Annotated in this window: 13 protein-coding genes; 6 read left to right on the forward strand and 7 right to left on the reverse strand. The window is 74.1% G+C overall.

Features of this window, described 5'->3' with window-relative positions; all coding sequences use genetic code 11:
- Positions 1 to 2: 2 nt before the first annotated feature.
- Complete coding sequence (gene fhuB, locus ACX9I7_RS12555; RefSeq protein ID WP_387568410.1) at positions 3 to 2,183, reverse strand: Fe(3+)-hydroxamate ABC transporter permease FhuB; 2,181 nt, start codon at positions 2,181 to 2,183, stop codon at positions 3 to 5.
- A 140-nt stretch (positions 2,184 to 2,323) separates the two neighbouring features.
- On the opposite strand from fhuB, the gene ACX9I7_RS12560 reads away from it, so the two are divergent.
- Complete coding sequence (locus ACX9I7_RS12560; RefSeq protein ID WP_387568286.1) at positions 2,324 to 3,079, forward strand: SDR family oxidoreductase; 756 nt, start codon at positions 2,324 to 2,326, stop codon at positions 3,077 to 3,079.
- A 29-nt stretch (positions 3,080 to 3,108) separates the two neighbouring features.
- Here ACX9I7_RS12560 and ACX9I7_RS12565 read toward each other — a convergent pair whose 3' ends face one another.
- Positions 3,109 to 4,515, reverse strand: coding sequence for an NB-ARC domain-containing protein (locus tag ACX9I7_RS12565; RefSeq protein WP_459387353.1), 1,407 nt, complete (start codon positions 4,513 to 4,515; stop codon positions 3,109 to 3,111).
- A gap of 320 nt (positions 4,516 to 4,835) precedes the next feature.
- Between ACX9I7_RS12565 and ACX9I7_RS12570 the strand changes: the two genes are divergently transcribed.
- The 3 genes from ACX9I7_RS12570 (at position 4,836) to ACX9I7_RS12580 (ending at position 8,011) form a co-directional block, all read left to right on the forward strand.
- Positions 4,836 to 5,708 (forward strand): diaminopimelate epimerase, encoded by an 873-nt coding sequence (locus ACX9I7_RS12570; RefSeq protein ID WP_459387354.1) that lies wholly within the window; start codon positions 4,836 to 4,838, stop codon positions 5,706 to 5,708.
- A gap of 97 nt (positions 5,709 to 5,805) precedes the next feature.
- Positions 5,806 to 6,879 carry a YncE family protein gene (locus ACX9I7_RS12575; protein ID WP_387568294.1) on the forward strand — a complete coding sequence of 358 codons (1,074 nt, stop codon included), beginning with the start codon at positions 5,806 to 5,808 and terminating at the stop codon, positions 6,877 to 6,879.
- Positions 6,880 to 7,063: 184 nt separating this feature from the next.
- Positions 7,064 to 8,011 carry a polysaccharide deacetylase family protein gene (locus ACX9I7_RS12580; protein ID WP_387568296.1) on the forward strand — a complete coding sequence of 316 codons (948 nt, stop codon included), beginning with the start codon at positions 7,064 to 7,066 and terminating at the stop codon, positions 8,009 to 8,011.
- A gap of 12 nt (positions 8,012 to 8,023) precedes the next feature.
- Here ACX9I7_RS12580 and ACX9I7_RS12585 read toward each other — a convergent pair whose 3' ends face one another.
- The 5 genes from ACX9I7_RS12585 to ACX9I7_RS12605 all read right to left on the reverse strand — a co-directional run bounded on the left by ACX9I7_RS12585 (position 8,024) and on the right by ACX9I7_RS12605 (position 13,420).
- The gene (locus tag ACX9I7_RS12585) at positions 8,024 to 9,211 is read right to left on the reverse strand and encodes a cytochrome P450 family protein (protein WP_459387355.1); all 1,188 of its coding nucleotides are present in this window, start codon (positions 9,209 to 9,211) and stop codon (positions 8,024 to 8,026) included.
- Between the two features lie 155 nt (positions 9,212 to 9,366).
- The gene (locus tag ACX9I7_RS12590; RefSeq protein WP_459387356.1) at positions 9,367 to 11,361 is read right to left on the reverse strand and encodes an ABC transporter ATP-binding protein; all 1,995 of its coding nucleotides are present in this window, start codon (positions 11,359 to 11,361) and stop codon (positions 9,367 to 9,369) included.
- A gap of 166 nt (positions 11,362 to 11,527) precedes the next feature.
- Positions 11,528 to 12,202, reverse strand: a complete 675-nt coding sequence (locus tag ACX9I7_RS12595; protein WP_459387357.1) for a phosphatase PAP2 family protein — start codon at positions 12,200 to 12,202, stop codon at positions 11,528 to 11,530.
- Positions 12,199 to 12,837 (reverse strand): phosphatase PAP2 family protein, encoded by a 639-nt coding sequence (locus ACX9I7_RS12600; protein ID WP_387568307.1) that lies wholly within the window; start codon positions 12,835 to 12,837, stop codon positions 12,199 to 12,201. Before ACX9I7_RS12600 ends, ACX9I7_RS12595 begins: the two co-directional genes overlap by 4 nt.
- A 184-nt stretch (positions 12,838 to 13,021) precedes the next feature.
- Positions 13,022 to 13,420: a rodlin gene (locus ACX9I7_RS12605; protein ID WP_387568310.1), complete on the reverse strand. Its 399-nt coding sequence runs from the start codon at positions 13,418 to 13,420 to the stop codon at positions 13,022 to 13,024.
- Between the two features lie 331 nt (positions 13,421 to 13,751).
- On the opposite strand from ACX9I7_RS12605, the gene ACX9I7_RS12610 reads away from it, so the two are divergent.
- Together ACX9I7_RS12610 and ACX9I7_RS12615 are read left to right on the forward strand one after the other, a co-directional pair.
- The gene (locus ACX9I7_RS12610) at positions 13,752 to 14,081 is read left to right on the forward strand and encodes a putative quinol monooxygenase (RefSeq protein WP_387568312.1); all 330 of its coding nucleotides are present in this window, start codon (positions 13,752 to 13,754) and stop codon (positions 14,079 to 14,081) included.
- Between the two features lie 379 nt (positions 14,082 to 14,460).
- Positions 14,461 to 15,477, forward strand: a complete 1,017-nt coding sequence (locus ACX9I7_RS12615; protein ID WP_387568314.1) for an isopenicillin N synthase family dioxygenase — start codon at positions 14,461 to 14,463, stop codon at positions 15,475 to 15,477.
- Positions 15,478 to 15,531 lie beyond the last annotated feature (54 nt).

The following is a 15,531-nucleotide window of genomic DNA, read 5'->3' on the forward strand; positions in this document are numbered from 1 at the left end:
GCCTACACCCGCGCCGCCGCCGACCGCCCCAGCAGCACCCACAGCAGGAACGGTCCGCCGAGAACGGTCGTGACGATGCCCACCGGCACCTCGACCCCGTCGAAGACGATCCGCCCGATCGTGTCGGCGGCGACGATGAGCGTGGCTCCCGTCAGCATCGACCCCACCACCGGCACCCGCACCGGCCCCGCCAGCCGTCCCGCGATCACCGGTGAGGCGAGCGCCACGAAGCCGACCGGACCGCAGATGCCCACCGCCAGCCCGGCCAGGGCCACGGCCAGCAGCAGGCAGAACAGCCGCACCCGGGCCGGGGCCACGCCCAAGGACGACGCCGTGGAGTCGTCGAAGCGCAGCACGTTGAGCTGCCGGGCGACGACGAGGGCGAGCGGTACGAGGACGGCCAGGCCGATGAGGACGGGGGTGGCCACCGAGTAGCCGCGCCCGTTGAGGCTGCCGGAGGTCCAGACGTACAGGGAGCTCGCCGAGTTCAGCGAGCGGCGGGTGAGGACGACCTGGGTGACGGCGGAGGCGAGGGCGGACATGGCCAGGCCCACCACCAGGACGCGGTAGCCGCGCTGCCCGAGGCCGCCGGAGACGGTGGTGACGACGAGGACGGCCACCAGCGCGCCGAGGGGGCCGGCCCACCAGGCGCCGAAGGTGCCGGTGAGGGTGGTGGAGATGAGGACGGCCGCCGTCGCGCCGTCGTTGACGCCCAGGAGTTCGGGGGTGGCGAGGCGGTTGCGGGCGAGGGTCTGGGTGAGGCAGCCGGCCAGGCCCAGGGCGGCGCCCGCGGTGAGCCCGGCGACGATCCGGCCGAGCCGGAACTTCTGGACGAGGAGCACGTCGAAGCGGTCGCCCGAGCCGAGGACGGCGTTGAACGTCCGGGCCAGGCCCATCTCGCTCTGGCCCGCGTACGCGGACAGGACGACGGCGGCGACGAGGAGCGCCGCCAGGGCGAGCGCGGCGAGCGCGGCCCGGCGCGGCAGCAGTACGGAGAGCGCGCCGCCGCGCAGGACGAGGCTGTCCTCCCGCTCGTCGCGGCGCGTCGGCCGCAGGGCCGCGAACCGCCGCTTGGGCGGCGGCGCGGCCTCCTGTGCGGCGGGGTCGGTCATGCCCATCGCCCCCAGCCGCCGGGAGCGGACGATGCCGATGAGGACGGGGGCGCCGATGAGGGCGACGATGACGGAGACCGGCGCCTCGAAGGGCCGGGAGACCACCCGGGCCAGGACGTCGGCGCCGGTGAGGACGCCCGCGCCGATGAGCCCGGCGAAGGCGATCTGGGCGGTGAGCCGGGGCCCGGTGAGGGTGCGGGCGAGGAAGCCCGCGAGGAGGCCGAGGAAGGAGATGGGGCCGACGAGCGCCACGGCGGAGGCGGTGAGCAGGGTGACGGCCACCGCGACGATCACCCGGATGGTGGAGGGCCGGTGGCCGAGCCCCTTGGCGAGGTCGTCGCCGAGCGCCAGGGCGGACAGCGGGCGGGCGACGAGCAGGGCGATCACGAAGCCGACGGCGAGGACCGGCAGCAGACCGGTGAGCTTGCCGAAGCCCTCGACGCCCGCGAGCGAGCCGAGGACCCAGAAGCGGAAGCGGTCGTAGGTCTCGGCCGAGTTGACGACGATGACGCTGGTGAGCCCGCCGAAGGTGGCGCCCAGCGCGGAGCCGGCCAGGACCAGCCGCATCGGTGAACCGCCGCCGCGCCGCCCCGCGATGAGCAGGACCAGCGCGCTGGCGGCGATGGCGCCGCCGAACGCCCACAGCAGGTGGCCGAGGCCGCTCTGCACCCCGAGGAAGGCGATGCCGGCCACGACGCCGAGCGAGGCGCCGGCGTTCACGCCGAGCAGGCCCGTCTCGGCGAGGGGGTTGCGGGTGACGGCCTGGAGGAGGCTGCCGGAGGTGCCGAGGGCGGCGCCGACGAGGAGCGCGGTGAGGGTGCGGGGGATCCGCAGGTCGCCCACGACCAGGGAGAGGCGCGCGTTGTCGCGCGCGCCGTGCCGGCCGAGGAGGTAGTCCAGGACGCCACCCGGGCCGACCTCGCCCGCGCCGACGGACAGGGAGAGGGCGGCGAGCACGAGGACGGCGAACAACAGTCCGACGGCGATGGCCGCCAGTCGCCGACGGCCGTGGGACGGTCTGGGAACTGCCTGGTCGGCGGCGGGTTTCGCCTCGGTGTCCACGTGCGCCAAAGTCATAAGGTAAGGCTAGCCTAATGCCCTTCGTCGTCCGGAAGCTCCGGGCTCGTACCGCCGGACACCGGCATGCGAAGCGGTATGTACCGCCATAAAGTGGTCATGCTTTGTCGTCAGCCCCCGCCGAGGAGGGCCGCATGCCCAGCCGTACGCTCAAGGACAAGGTCGTCGTCATCGGGGGAGCGTCGAAGAACCTCGGCGGCCTCATCGCCAGGGAGGTCGCCGCGGACGGCGCGAAGGTCGTCGTCCACTTCAACAGCCCGTCCTCCAAGGAGGGCGCCCAGCAGACCGCCGAGGCCGTGAAGGCGGCGGGCGGCGAGGCGATCGTGCACGAGGCCGACCTGACCCGGGTCAGCGAGGTCGAGGGGCTGTTCGAGGTGGCCGTCGGCGCCTTCGACAAGGTCGACTGCGTGGTGAACACCGCCGGCATGGTCCTCAAGAAGCCGCTGACCGAGGTCACCGAGGACGAGTACGACAAGATGTTCGCGGTGAACTCCAAGGCGGCGTTCTTCATGATGCAGGAGGCCGCGAAACGGGTGGAGGACGGCGGGAAGATCGTCACCATCGTGACCTCGCTGCTCGCCGCCTACACCGGCCTGTACTCCGTCTACGCGGGCAGCAAGGCCCCCGTCGAGCACTTCACCCGCGCCCTGTCCAAGGAACTGTTCGGGCGCAACATCTCCGTCAACAACATCGCCCCCGGGCCCATGGACACCGGGTTCTTCTACCCCGCCGAGACCGAGGACTCCATCGCGTACCACAAGTCCTCCGCCATGAACGGCGAGCTGACGAAGATCGAGGACATCGTGCCGTATGTGAAGTTCCTGCTCACCGACGGCTGGTGGCTCAACGGGCAGACCCTCTTCATCAACGGCGGCTACACCACCCGCTGACCGCCCGGTCCCGCCCCGCCCCGGAACGGCTACGACCGCGCCGGCCCGCTCCGGACGAGCGGCACGGTCCCGGTGGCGGCCGCCTCCGCCCCCTCCAGCGCGAACAGCCGTATCACCGGCGGGACGACATACGACGGCTCCGCCGCCCGCCGCCCGTCGTGGGCCTCCAGCAGATGGCCGTCCAGCAGGTCGCCGAGGATCCGGTGGGTCCGCGCGGTCCCGCACCCCAGCAGCGTCGCCGCGCCCCGCAGGCCGAACCCCGGCGCCCGGGCCGCCGCCAGCCGGCGCAGGGCCCACCGCGTCTGGTCGTCCAGCACCCCGAACGCCGCCGCGACGGCGGCGCGCACCGTGAGGTCGCCCGAGCTCAGCTCCCGCAGCCGGGTGCGCGGATCGTGGAGGACCTCGTCGACGAGCGTCCGCATCGTCCAGTGCGGCCGCGCCAGCAGCCGGCAGCCCACCACGCGCAGGGCCAGCGGGATCCGGCCGCACAACTCCGCCACCAGCGCCGCCTCCGCGCGCTCCCGGCGCACCCGCTCCTCGCCCACCATCCGTGCCAGGAAGGCCAGCGACTCCTCCGTGTCGAACGCCCCCACGTCGACACGCCCGGCGCCCGGCAGCGCGGAGAGCCGGCGCCGGCACGTCGCGAGCACCGCCGAACCGCCCACCCCCGGGCAGGCGCAGCGCACCTGCCCCTCCGCGACCGCGTCGTCGAGGACGATCAGCACCCGCTTGCGGGCCAGCGCGGCGCGCAACCGCGCGCCCGCCTCCTCCGCCGGGCCCGCCCCGCCCGCCGGGTCGCCCAGGGAGCGCAGCAGGTGGCGCACCACGTCGTCCGGGCCGAGGGCGGGGTGCCCGGCGGGGGAGAGCTGGACGAAGAGCTGGCCGTCCGGGAACCGGGAGCGCAGCCGGTGCGCGGCGCGCACCGCCAGCGCCGTCTTGCCCGCGCCCGGATGCCCGGCGACGAGCGTCAGCCGCTGCCCGCACCGGACCCCCTCGGGCGCCAGCGCCCCCTCGATCCCCAGCAGTTCGCGCCGCCTGGCCGTGAAATCGGGGATGTCCGGAGGCAGTTCGCAGACGGGTGCGCCGGGGGCGCGCGTCCCAGGCCCCCGGCCTCCGTCCGTCCGCGCGGCGTGCGTCGCCGCGTCGCCGTCGGGCCGCTCCTCCGGCGCGCCGTCGGGCTCCGGCGCGAGCCGCGCGGCCCTCGCCGCCTCCACGAGCCGCCGCGCGGCCTCGTCCCCCTGGGCCAGCGCCCCCGCCAGGAGTTCCACGGACTTCCGCTGGGGGCGGCCCGTCCTGCCGCGCTCCAGATCGCCGATGGCCCGCACGCTCAGCGTGGACGCCCCGGCCAGCTCCTGCTGGGTCATGCCCGCCGAGAGCCGGTAGCGGCGCAGCAGCGGGCCGAACGCGAGCCCCTGGCCACCGTCCGTCAACGTCATTCCCCCTCGGGCCCCTTCCCCGCCGGCGCATGGCCGACCGCGACCGGCCTACGGGTCTCCTCGTCGCCGGCCCACTCCAGCGTAGGACGCTCACCCCAGCGGTCAAGATGCCCCCTTCGCTCGCCGACGTCCGCTATGGGCCGGGCCGTCGGCGCACCGCCCCCGCGCGCCCCGCACGGTCCGGCGGCGGTCCACCGGCAGTCGCCCGGCAGTCCGCCGGAGAAGACCCGCGAAGGCGTTGCGGGCCGTGCCGCGACTGCCGCACGATGCCGCAGTAGCCAGGGGCCGGAGGGCCCGGACCTCCCCCGGGAAGGTGGTCGATGACCGCGCACCGGCCCACAGTCGAGCCCGGGCCCCGCTATGTGAAGGGCCACTGCGGCGGTGACGGCTTCCTCCTCCTGCTCGACCCCGGCAATCAGGTCGCGCTGTCCGAGGACGCGGTCCGGGGACTGTGTCACCCGCGCACCGGGCTCGGCGGGGACTGCCTGCTGCGCCTGACGGCCGCCGACCCCGGCAAGGGCTCGGCCCGTTCGCGCGGCGAGTGGTTCGTGGACTGCCGGGACGCCGACGGCTCGCACTCCCTGGCCTGCGGCCCCGGCGCCGGGTTCGTCGCCCGCTATCTGACGGTCGCCGGGCTCGCCGGGCCCGGGGCGCTGTGGATCGGCACCCGCCTGGGTGATCAGCGCGTCACCGTCGACGCCAAGGGCCGGACGACCGTGGAGATGCCCACCCCGCGCGTCCTCGGCACGGCGGGCGTGACGGCGGACGGGCAGTCCTTCCCCGGCACGCTCGTGTCCCTGGGCGCCCTGCACCTGGTGTGCGTCATCGACACCCCCGTGTCGTACCTGGACTTCGGCGAGGAGCCGCGGCCGGACACCGCCGCCTTCCCGAAGGCCGTCGGCGTGCTCGTGCCGTCCGCCGACATGGTCTTCGTCAACGTGCTGCCGCGCGGCAGTCTGCGCGTGCGCGCCTACCGGCCCGGGGTCGGGGAGATCCGTCCGGGCGGCGCCGCCGCGTGCGCGGCGGCCGCGGCCGTCCAGCACGCCGCCGGCCGCCGGGAGACCACGGTCGTCGAGAACGTCACGGGGCCGCTGACGGTGGCGCTCGACGCGTCCGCCGTCACGCTCCTCACGGGCCCGGCGGGCGTCGCGGCGGAGGGCGTCCTGGACGCCCGGTGGCTGGCCGCGCTGTGAGACGGGGGTGTGACGGGACGTCAAGTGCGTCCGGCGCAACCCTCGGTTGACAACCTTGCACTGGAGTCACGACCCGTTCCGGGGTGAGGATCGAGACATGAACTCCCCTGAGCGGAACACCGCTTCTTCCGACGTCTCCTTCGCCACCCGTGACCAGCTGGCGGTCGTCAGCCAGACCGGGTCCTTCATCACCTTCTTCGACGCCGTCACCCATGAGCGGCTGGACGTCGTCGACGTGCCCGCGGAACCGCACGAGCTGTGCTTCGACCCGGACCGCCGGGTGCTGTACTGCGCGAGCAGCTACGTCCACGGCTACTACGGTATGAACGAGGGCCGGGCCCGGCAGATCACCGTCATCGACGCCGACACCCACGCCGTCGTCGACGTCCTCGACACCGCCCCCGACCACGCGCCCCACGGCCTCGCTCTCGACCGGGCGCGCGGCCTGCTCTACGTCAGCGTGGAGGCCACCGACACCGAGCCGGGCGGCGTGATCGTCTACGACACGGCGACCCGTGAGCGGCGCGACAGGATCCCGGTGATGGCCGGCGGCCCCCACTGGGTCGAGATCACCCCGGACGGCCGCCGGGGCTACACCACCAACAAGGAGGCGCCCTTCGTCTCCGTGCTCGACCTGGAGCGCGGCGAGTTCGCCGGGCGGATCGAGGTGCCCGGGAGCGAGGGCCTGGCCGTCTCGCCGGACGGCGCGCACGTCTACGTGGCCGCCCCCAAGGGCGACTTCTCGGGGGCCGGGCCCGCCGCCGACCCGGGCGTCCGGGTGATCGAGACCGCCTCGGGCCGGATCGTCCGGACCCTGCCCACCGAGGGCGTCGTCTTCCCGGTGCACACGACGGTCACCGGGGCCGTGCTCGCCGGCGAGCTGCGGATGGCCCGGGGCGAGGGGGGCAGGCTCGGCGCGCAGACCAACGGTGTGCTGACCGTCTTCGCGCCGGGGTCGCTGGAGGTCGTGGGCCAGGTGGAGGTCGGGGTCTTCCCGCTGACCGTCACCTCTTCGCCGGACGGCAGGACGGGCTATGTCTCGGGGGTCATGTCCAGCACGGTGACGGTGGTCGATCTGACCGCCCCGAAGGTGCTCGCCACCCTGGACGTGGGCAGCAAGGGCGAGGCCGGGGCCCATGGCCTGGCGTATATCACCGCCGCCCGCGGCTGACGCCCGGGCACGGCGCGGCGGCCCGGGTGCCACCACTCGGGCGGCCCAACCGTCCCGGCCGCCGCGGTTGCGAGAGTGCGCGTCCGGCCCGAGGGTTGGTGTCAAGATCATCGAACCGGTGTCGATGCCGGGGTGAGGTGACGGGTCGCGTCTGCCGGCGGACCGTCATCCGTGAGGAGTCAGCATGTCCGGATACGGTGAGGTCTTCCGGCGTGGTCGTGGGCGCCACCGGCGGCGCCGGCGGGCTCCGCTGAAGACGGCCGCCGCGGTCTCCGCGCTGGTGACGTGCTCGGCCTTCGCCGTGCACGCCGTGGACGAGGACCAGGAGGACTGCGTACCGCTGCCGGCGGGCGCCAAGGGCGGCCGCGGCGATCTGCCGGCCTGGTGTCACGACCACCGCGCGGGGGGCGCCCCGGCGGGCAAGGGCGGCCCCGGCGACACCGGCGACGGGGTGGCCCGCGACGGCGACAGCGGCCACCGGGACCGGCCCGCAGCCCCGCCCGCCCCCGAGGGCGTCTACGACCGCGAGCGCTGCGGCAACACCTCCGGGCGGGTCCTGCTGACGCTGGACGACTGGCCCTACAACGACCCCGAGCGGTCGGTGCGCATCGGCGCCCAGCTGAAGGCGCAGGGCATCCGCGCGGCGTTCTTCCTGATCGGCAAGTTCGCCGCGCAGTACCCGCAGATCACCCGGCAGCTCCGGCAACAGGGCCACTGGGTGGGCAACCACTCCTACACCCACCGCCATCTGCCGAGCCTGGACGACGACGAGCTGCACGACGAGATCCACAACGGTGTGGTCGGCAACCTCCTGCGGCCGCCGTACGGCGACGCGGGGGAGCGCGAGCGGGAGCTGGCGGCCGAGCTCGGCTTCCGGATCTGCAACTGGACCATCGACACCCACGACTGGGAGAAGACCCAGGGCCACGCGCGCAGCGTGGACGACATCCGCGCGAGCGTCCGCGACGCCACACCGGAGGAGAAGCGCAACGGCGTCGTCCTCGGCCACCTGTTCAGCAACTTCCCCGACGCCCTGCCCGACATCGTCAGCGACCTCCAGGCCCAGGGCTACCAGGTCTGCCGCAACAACGGCCCCGTCACCGAGAAGGTCCCCTACCCCCTGGACTGCTGACGGGCGCGCGGGCTAGTAGCGCACCGGCAGCGCGGCCAGACCGCGCAGGGCCAGGCTCGGCCGCCAGTCCAGCGTCTCGGGCCGGTCGGTGTCGAAGGCCAGGCGGGGGCAGCGCTCCAGGAGGCTCCGGAGGGCGACGGCCGCCTCCAGCCGGGCGAGCGGGGCGCCGAGGCAGTGGTGGAGCCCGTGGCCGAAGGCCAGGTGGCCGCGCGCGTCCCGGTGGATGTCGAAGCGGTCGGGGTCGGTGAAGCGGCCGCCGTCCCGGCCGGCCGCGGAGAGGATCACGATGACGGGCTCGCGGGCGGGCAGGGTGACGCCGCCGATCTCCACGGGCTCGGTGGTGAACCGGTAGGAGGCCCGCTCCACGGGCGCCAGGTGACGCAGGGTCTCCTCGATCGCGCCGTCCAGCAGCGACCAGTCGGCCCGCAGCTCGGCGAGCTGCGCCGGGTGGTTCAGCAGGGAGTACACGGCGCTCGATATCAGGTTGACGGTGGTCTCGTGACCCGCGACCAGCAGCACGAAGGCCATGCCCAGCAGTTCGGCGGGGGAGAGGCGGTCGCCGTCGTCGGCGGCCGCCGCCAGGGCGCTGAGCAGGTCGTCCTCGGGGGAGCGGCGCTTCGCCTCGATGAGGCCGTGGAGGTACTCCGTCATGGCCTGCGCCGCGGCGGCCGCGGCCGCCATGTCGGTGAGCTGGACCATCTCGTTCGACCAGGCGCGGAAGTCCGCCCGGTCGGCCGCGGGGACGCCGAGCAGTTCGCAGATGACGGTCAGGGGGAGGGGCAGCGCGAAGGACTCGACGAGATCGGCGCGGCCGGTGGCCGGCAGGCCGTCGAGCAGCCGGTCGGTGATCTCCTGGATCCGGGGCCGCAGGGCCTCGACGCGGCGGGCGGTGAACTCCTTGGCGACGAGCCTGCGCAGCCGGGTGTGGTCCGGCGGGTCGGTCTGGAGCATGTTCGTGCCGATGGGGACGCCGCCGTCGCCCGTCCAGTCGGGCGAATTGCGCAGGTCGTTGCTGAAGCGGGGATCGGCCAGGGCGGTGCGGGCCTCGTCGTACCCGACGATCAGCCAGGACTCCTTGCCGTCGGGGGTGCGCATCCGGTGGACGGGGCCCAGCTCGCGCAGGCGCGCGTAGGCGGCGGTGCGGTCGGCGGCGAGGTCCGCGCCGGGGTCGGAGTAATCCATGAGAACGGGTGTGGACATGGTGGAGTCCCTTCCGTTGTCCGGAGACGGCCGGAGTGAAAGTGGGGTGTGTTCCCCGTTTACCCGGCCGACTGTAGCAGTAACCGGGGAGCGCTCCCCGGATGGGCGGGAGGGCACCCCCCGGGCACCCGGTCGGACGCCCTCCCGCGCGCGGATCAGCGCGGAGCCCGCCGCGCGATGCCGTCCGGGCCTCGGGCGCCGGGCACCGCCGGACCGTCCTCGGCGAACTGCCCGCGCTGGAGCTCGTACAGATCGCGGAAGACGCCCGCCGAGGACGGGCCCATCAGCTCCTCGAAGGTGCCGCTCTCCCGGAGCCTGCCGTGCTCCAGGACGTGGATGACGTCGGCGTGCCGCACCGAGGCCAGCCGGTGGGTGATCAGCAGCACCGTCTGGCCGCCGTCCGCGAGCCGCCGGATCTGCTCGAAGACCTGGAGCTCCGCCCGGGCGTCCAGGGCCGAGGTGGGCTCGTCGACGATGAGGATCCGCCCCTCCCGGTAGCGGGCCCGGGCGATCCCCAGCCGCTGCCACTGCCCGCCGGAGAGCTGGTGCCCGCCCTCGTAGCCCCGCGCGAGCAGCGTGTCCCAGCCGCGCGGCAGCTGCTCCACCACCTCGTCGGCGCCCGCGTACCGGGCCGCCGTCTCCAGCCGCTCCTGGGACACGGCGTGGTCGGTGCGCCCGATCGCGACGTTCATCCGGCAGGTGAACGGCCACCGGTGGAAGTCCTGGCTGACCATCGCGAAGCGCGCGAACACCCCGGCCCGGTCGAGGCCCGCCATGTCCCGGCCGTCCCAGAGGATCCGCCCCGAGTCCGGGCGGTAGAGCCCGGCCAGCAGCTTCACCAGGGTGCTCTTGCCCGAGCCGTTCTCCCCGACCAGCGCCACGATCTTCCCCTGGGGGATCGTCAGGCTGACGCCGTCCAGCGCGGGCCGCCGCGCGGCGGTGCCCGGGTAGCCGAACGTGACGTCCTCGAACCGGATCTCCTTGGGATTGTCCGGCACGGGCTCCCCGCCCTCCGGGATCGCCCGCTCGGCCGCCTCCTGGCACAGCCGCTCCAGGTCCTGCACGTAACACGCCTCCTCGTAGAGGCTGTTGACCTGGAGGATCAAGGAGGCCAGGCTCGCCGAGCCGCTGCGCGTGGCCAGCACGGCGGTGCCCGCGACGGACAGCTGCATCACCCCGGTCAGCAGCAGCCCGCCCAGCGCGGCATAGGTGGCGAGGATGGCCGTCCCCGTCAGCGCCGAGGCGACCAGCCGGACGCGCGCGGCCTCGCGCGCGAGCCGGGTCTGCTCGGCCTCCGAACTCTCCGACATGCTGCGGAAGTGCCGCAGGAGGAACGGGCCGACGCCGTGCACCCGCACCTCCGGCGCGGGCTCCGTCTGGATCAGCAGCCCGCTCAGCAGCCGCCCCGCCCGCGCGTGCTGCACCCAGTGGTGGAACGAGGAGTAGCGGGCCCGGGCGATGCGCAACGAGGCCCACGCGCGGGGCACGGTCGTCAGGGCCAGCAGCGGCAGCAGCACCGGGTGGAGCACGGTCAGCACCCCGGCGGCCGCGACGAACGCGACCAGCGCCCCGACGACCCCCGAGCAGTACTTGATCATGCGGCGGGCCGCCGACGCCCCGTACTGCGCGGAGTCCAGCAGGCGGTGGAACTCCTCGTCCTCGATGGCCGCCAGCTCGACGTGGATGACCCGCTCCAGATACATCTCCGTGGCCACCCGCTCGACCTTGGGCTCCAGCCGGCCCGTGCCCGAGGTGGACGCCGACGTCGCCAGCGCGCCCACCACGCCCGTGACGGCGACGACCAGCAGGGCGGGCAGGGCCGCCGTCAGCCGCTGCCCGGTCGGGCCGGCGGCCAGCACCGCGGCCAGGACGTGGTTGATCGCGATCAGGCCGACGGCCTGGCTGACCCCCTGCCCGAGCTCCGCCGCCGCCACCGTGCGCAGCGCGCCGCGATCGGCCCGCGAGGCCAGCCGGATCGTGGTGCCGACGAGGCGCGGCAGCCGCAGCGCCATCGACCACAGGGACAACTCCAGATGGACGTTCTCGTGCTTGTTCCAGCCCTGGTCGTGCCGGAGCGGCCCGCCGAACAGCAACCGCTCGGACGACGAGGCCTCTTGGGGGCGGGGGTGGCGGGGCGGGCTATGACGCACAGAGCCTCCTCGTTGACGCCGGACCGGACGAATGCTCGGAAGACGGCGCCCGCGAGGGGGCCGTCACGGCCCCCCAAGGGCGCTTTCTCGTCCGGAAGTTCGAGCATGCGTCAAGCGGCGGTGAGGAGGCGCCGGTCCCGCCGGTGATTCACTCCGCCGTGGCGGGTCACCCGATCCGGGGGTTGCGCCGCCGCCATGGCCGGACGGGGCGCGCCGGCCGCTCCAGGAAGCGGGCCAGGGCCGGCAGGGTCAGCGCCAGCCAGCCCGTGGCCAGCAGCCAGCCGCCCACGAGGTCGGACGCCCAGTGGACGCCCAGCACGACCCGGGTGAGCGCGACCCCCACCGCCCACAGCAGCGCGCAGCCCGCCGCCGCCCGGCCGGGCCCGCCCGGGCACCGGCGCAGCAGCGCCCAGGCGAGCAGCCCGCCCGCCAGCGCGCTGGTCGTGGCGTGGCCCGAGGGGAAGGACGCCCCGTGGGCCGCGCTCAGCCAGCCGTCGGCCGGCGGGCGCGGCCGGTCCACGGCGACGCGCAGCCCGATCCGCGCCAACTGGCCCGCGCCCAGCACCGCCTCCGCCGCCACGACGCCCAGCGCCCGCCCCGACGCGAGCCAACCCGCCACACCGGCCAGCAGATACGGGACCACGCCCGTGCCCGTCGCGGTCAGGGCCTTCGCCGCCGGGCCGAGACCCGCGCGATGCTCCAAGGTCATGTCCCGCACCGCCGTGTCCACCGCGAACGGCGCGCCGCCCCCGGCCAACACCAGGCCCGTCAGGACGGCCAGCGCGATCAGGGACAGGGCCGCGACCACCGCCGCCACGGGCACGGCCCGGCGGCGGCTCACGCGGCCGTCACCAGCAGCGGCCGCAACCGGCCCTTGCGGGCCCGCGCCACCCAGGGCGCCCCCCGGGTCGCCAGTACGGTCAGGGGCGCCGCGAGCGCCACGCCCGTCAGCGCGCCGGCGGCCACGTCGTGCGGGTAGTGGGCGCCGATCCACACCTGCGAGGCGCCCATGGCCGCCGCCGCCAGCGCCGCGACCGCCCCGAGCCGGCGCTCGACCAGCCACAGCGCGGCGGCCGTCGCGAAGGCGATCACCGCGTGGCCACTGGGGAAGGACCAGTCACCGGGAGCCGGGCACGACTCCAGGGTGAAGCTCCGCGGTATCGAACGGCAGGGCCGCTCCTCCCGCACCGCCACCCTCACGACCATGTCCACTCCGTACGCCATCGCCACCACCAGGGGAGTGGCCAACGCCCGGGCCATCATCGGGGAGTCCGAGCGCCGGGCGAGCCACCAGGCGGTCAGCATCAGCGCGGCGAACAGCGCCAGTCCGAATGCCGACCACGTGGAGACCGTATCGTTGAGCAACCACGGCGCGTGCCGCGCGTCCCGGGTGATCTCCGTGTAGAGACCACCGTCGATGCCCGAACCGTCGAAGCCGGGGGAGCCGGGCAGGAGCGCCGGCGATATCACGATCACGAGTGCGGACCCTCCCATGGTCAAGGGCCGGCCGGTGGCCGGCCCTACGTGCGTCGCCGTATTCCTCGATTCCCGGATCACACCGGGCGGTTCGCTTCTCCCTACATCCGGACATACAAGAATCCCCCCGCCCCGGGGCCCGTACACCCGGAGCGGGGGGAATTCCCGCGGAATCGCGAGGCCGTCAGCCGTCGCCGTTGCCCGAGCCGTTGCCCGAGATGATCGGGATCTCGTCGACCAGGTGCGACAGCGGGTCGTCGCCGTCGTTGATCGTGGAGTTGTCCGTGCACTGCTGCTGCTGCTGCGAGGTGAGGATCGGCACGTCCTGGACGCCGATGTTGAGCAGCCCGATGACGGACTGGATGCCGACCTTCCCGATGCCCAGGCAGAGCTTGTTGAGCGAGCCCTGGACCAGGCTCATCTGCGGGCTTTCCACGCCCCCGGTCGCCGTGTCGCCGTACGCGGTCTTCGCGCCGTTGGCGTTCGCGACGTCCTGGTCGTTGCCGATGGCCATCGCGGGGGTGGCGACGGCGCCGACCGCCGAGGCGGTCAAGGCCGCCGTGGCGAGAACCTTCTTGAGCACGTCAATGCCTTTCGATCGATCGATGTTTCCCTCCGGGAAGCGAACTGAGTAACTGCAAGTGAATGGGGAAGTTCCGGAGTTTCACTCATTCGCCCCAGCGAGTCATTTACTTTCCGGGGTATCCAACTCCTTTTGGCCCGGGGCTTACCGCCGAAGCGCCGCCCGCCCGCGTCACGGCTTCCGGAGTTCGCGCCGTTCCGGCTGGTAGCGTGCCCGGCGCGGCGGAACTCCGGCCGTCGGCCCGCTCGGACAGCGCCCCCACACGCCCGCGTCCGGGCGGGCTCGCCGGACGCCGGGACGATTCCGCCGGCGCCCGGGAAGGAGGCCCGCGTTGACCGTCGAGTACGTCCGCTACCGCATCGCCGACCCCGGCCGGCGCGGCGCCTTCGAGAAGGCGTACGCCGCGGCCGCCGAGCACCTCTACGCCGCGCCCCAGTGCCTGGCGTACGAGCTGTCGCGCGGAGTCGAGGACCCGGAGCGCTACGTCCTGCGGATCGAGTGGACCTCGGTGGACGACCACGAGCACGGCTTCCGGCACGGCCCGCACTTCCCACCCTTCCACGACGCGGTCCGGCCCTACACCGGGGACATCGAGGAGACGCGCCACTACGAGCGGACCCTGGTCGTCGACAAGCGCCGCGGCCGGCCGGCCCGGTCGTGATCACCCCGGCGCCCCACCCGGCACGGCCGGCGCCGATTGTTAACGGCATGTGACGCGTGCCACGCCCGTACAACGGCGTGATCGCCTCCCGGGGCGTATACCCTTCGGAATGTGAACCCGCTCGTCAAACGCCGCCACGTGGACTTCGTCCGTGTAACGAGCATGTCCTGTCGCCGGTCCGGCTGACCTTCACGCCTTCGCGCCGCCCGCTTCCCGGGCGGCCGCCCCGCGGGTGTTTCCCCGCGCTCTTGGCTTTCTTCGCTTTTCTCTTATTCCTAGCCGTTCCCCGGTCCCGTCGCCGCCGCACACCCTGCGCCGTCGCACGGGTCGTCCGGCCATCCCCGGACGCCTCACCGGGCCCTCATGCTGTGGACATTTCATGAACAAGCTTCCGGTCATCGACCTCTCCGCCGCCTCCGCGGGCCCCGACGAGCGCGCCCGCCTCCACGAGGCCCTCCACGCCGCCGCCCGCGACGTCGGCTTCTTCCACCTGACCGGCCACGGCGTCACCGCCGACGAGACCGCCGACCTGATGCGCACAATGCGCGCCTTCTTCGCCCTCCCCGAGGCCGACCGCCTCGCCATCGGCAACCTCAACTCCCCCCACTTCCGCGGCTACACCCGCATCGGGGACGAGCGCACCGGCGGCAGCCAGGACTGGCGCGACCAGCTGGACATCGGCGCCGAGCGCCCCGCCCGCGTCCCCGGCCCGGAGGACCCCGGCTACTGGTGGCTCGAGGGCCCCAATCAGTGGCCCGCCGCCCTGCCGGAGCTGCGCACCGCCGCCCTGCGCTGGGTCGAGCGGCTGAGCTCGGTCGCCGAGCGGCTGCTGCACGAGCTGCTGGCCGCCATCGGCGCCCCCGAGGACTTCTACGACCAGGCCTTCGCCGACCGCCCCCACCTCCACCTCAAGCTCGTCCGCTACCCCGGCAGCGCCCCCGACGGCGCCGGCCAGGGCGTGGGCGCCCACAAGGACTACGGCTTCCTGACCCTGCTCCTGCAGGACGAGGTCGGCGGACTCCAGGTCGAGGGCCCCGACGGGGAGTTCATGGACGTGCCGCCGATGCCGGGCGCCTTCGTGATCAACCTCGGCGAGCTGCTCGAGGTCGCCACCGACGGCTACCTCAAGGCCACCAACCACCGCGTGGTCAGCCCGCCCGGGAACCGGGAGCGCTTCTCCGTCCCGTTCTTCTACAACCCGCGGCTGGACGCCCGCATCGAGCCCGTGCCCTTCCCGCACGCGGACCGGGCGCCCGGCGTCACCCAGGACGCGGCCAACCCGCTCTTCGCCGAGTACGGCCGCAACGAGATCAAGGGCTGGCTGCGCGCCCACCCCGGCGTGGCCCGCAAGCACCACCCCGGCCTGCTGGAGGACGCCGGGACCCCCGTCGCCTGACATCCGGAGGAACCCTCCCCCGGAGATCGCTTCAAGGATTACCCTCTCCCTGAC

The sequence above is a fragment of the Streptomyces sp. L500 genome (assembly GCF_054551825.1).

Bases quoted from the DNA above. Each gene is read 5' to 3' on its own strand.
- ACX9I7_RS12560 (WP_387568286.1), top strand. From the start codon at position 2,324: ATGCCCAGCCGTACGCTCAAGGACAAGGTCGTCGTCATCGGGGGAGCG.
- ACX9I7_RS12565 (WP_459387353.1), bottom strand. From the start codon at position 4,515: ATGACGTTGACGGACGGTGGCCAGGGGCTCGCGTTCGGCCCGCTGCTG.
- ACX9I7_RS12570 (WP_459387354.1), top strand. From the start codon at position 4,836: ATGACCGCGCACCGGCCCACAGTCGAGCCCGGGCCCCGCTATGTGAAG.
- ACX9I7_RS12575 (WP_387568294.1), top strand. From the start codon at position 5,806: ATGAACTCCCCTGAGCGGAACACCGCTTCTTCCGACGTCTCCTTCGCC.
- ACX9I7_RS12580 (WP_387568296.1), top strand. From the start codon at position 7,064: ATGTCCGGATACGGTGAGGTCTTCCGGCGTGGTCGTGGGCGCCACCGG.
- ACX9I7_RS12585 (WP_459387355.1), bottom strand. From the start codon at position 9,211: ATGTCCACACCCGTTCTCATGGATTACTCCGACCCCGGCGCGGACCTC.
- ACX9I7_RS12615 (WP_387568314.1), top strand. From the start codon at position 14,461: ATGAACAAGCTTCCGGTCATCGACCTCTCCGCCGCCTCCGCGGGCCCC.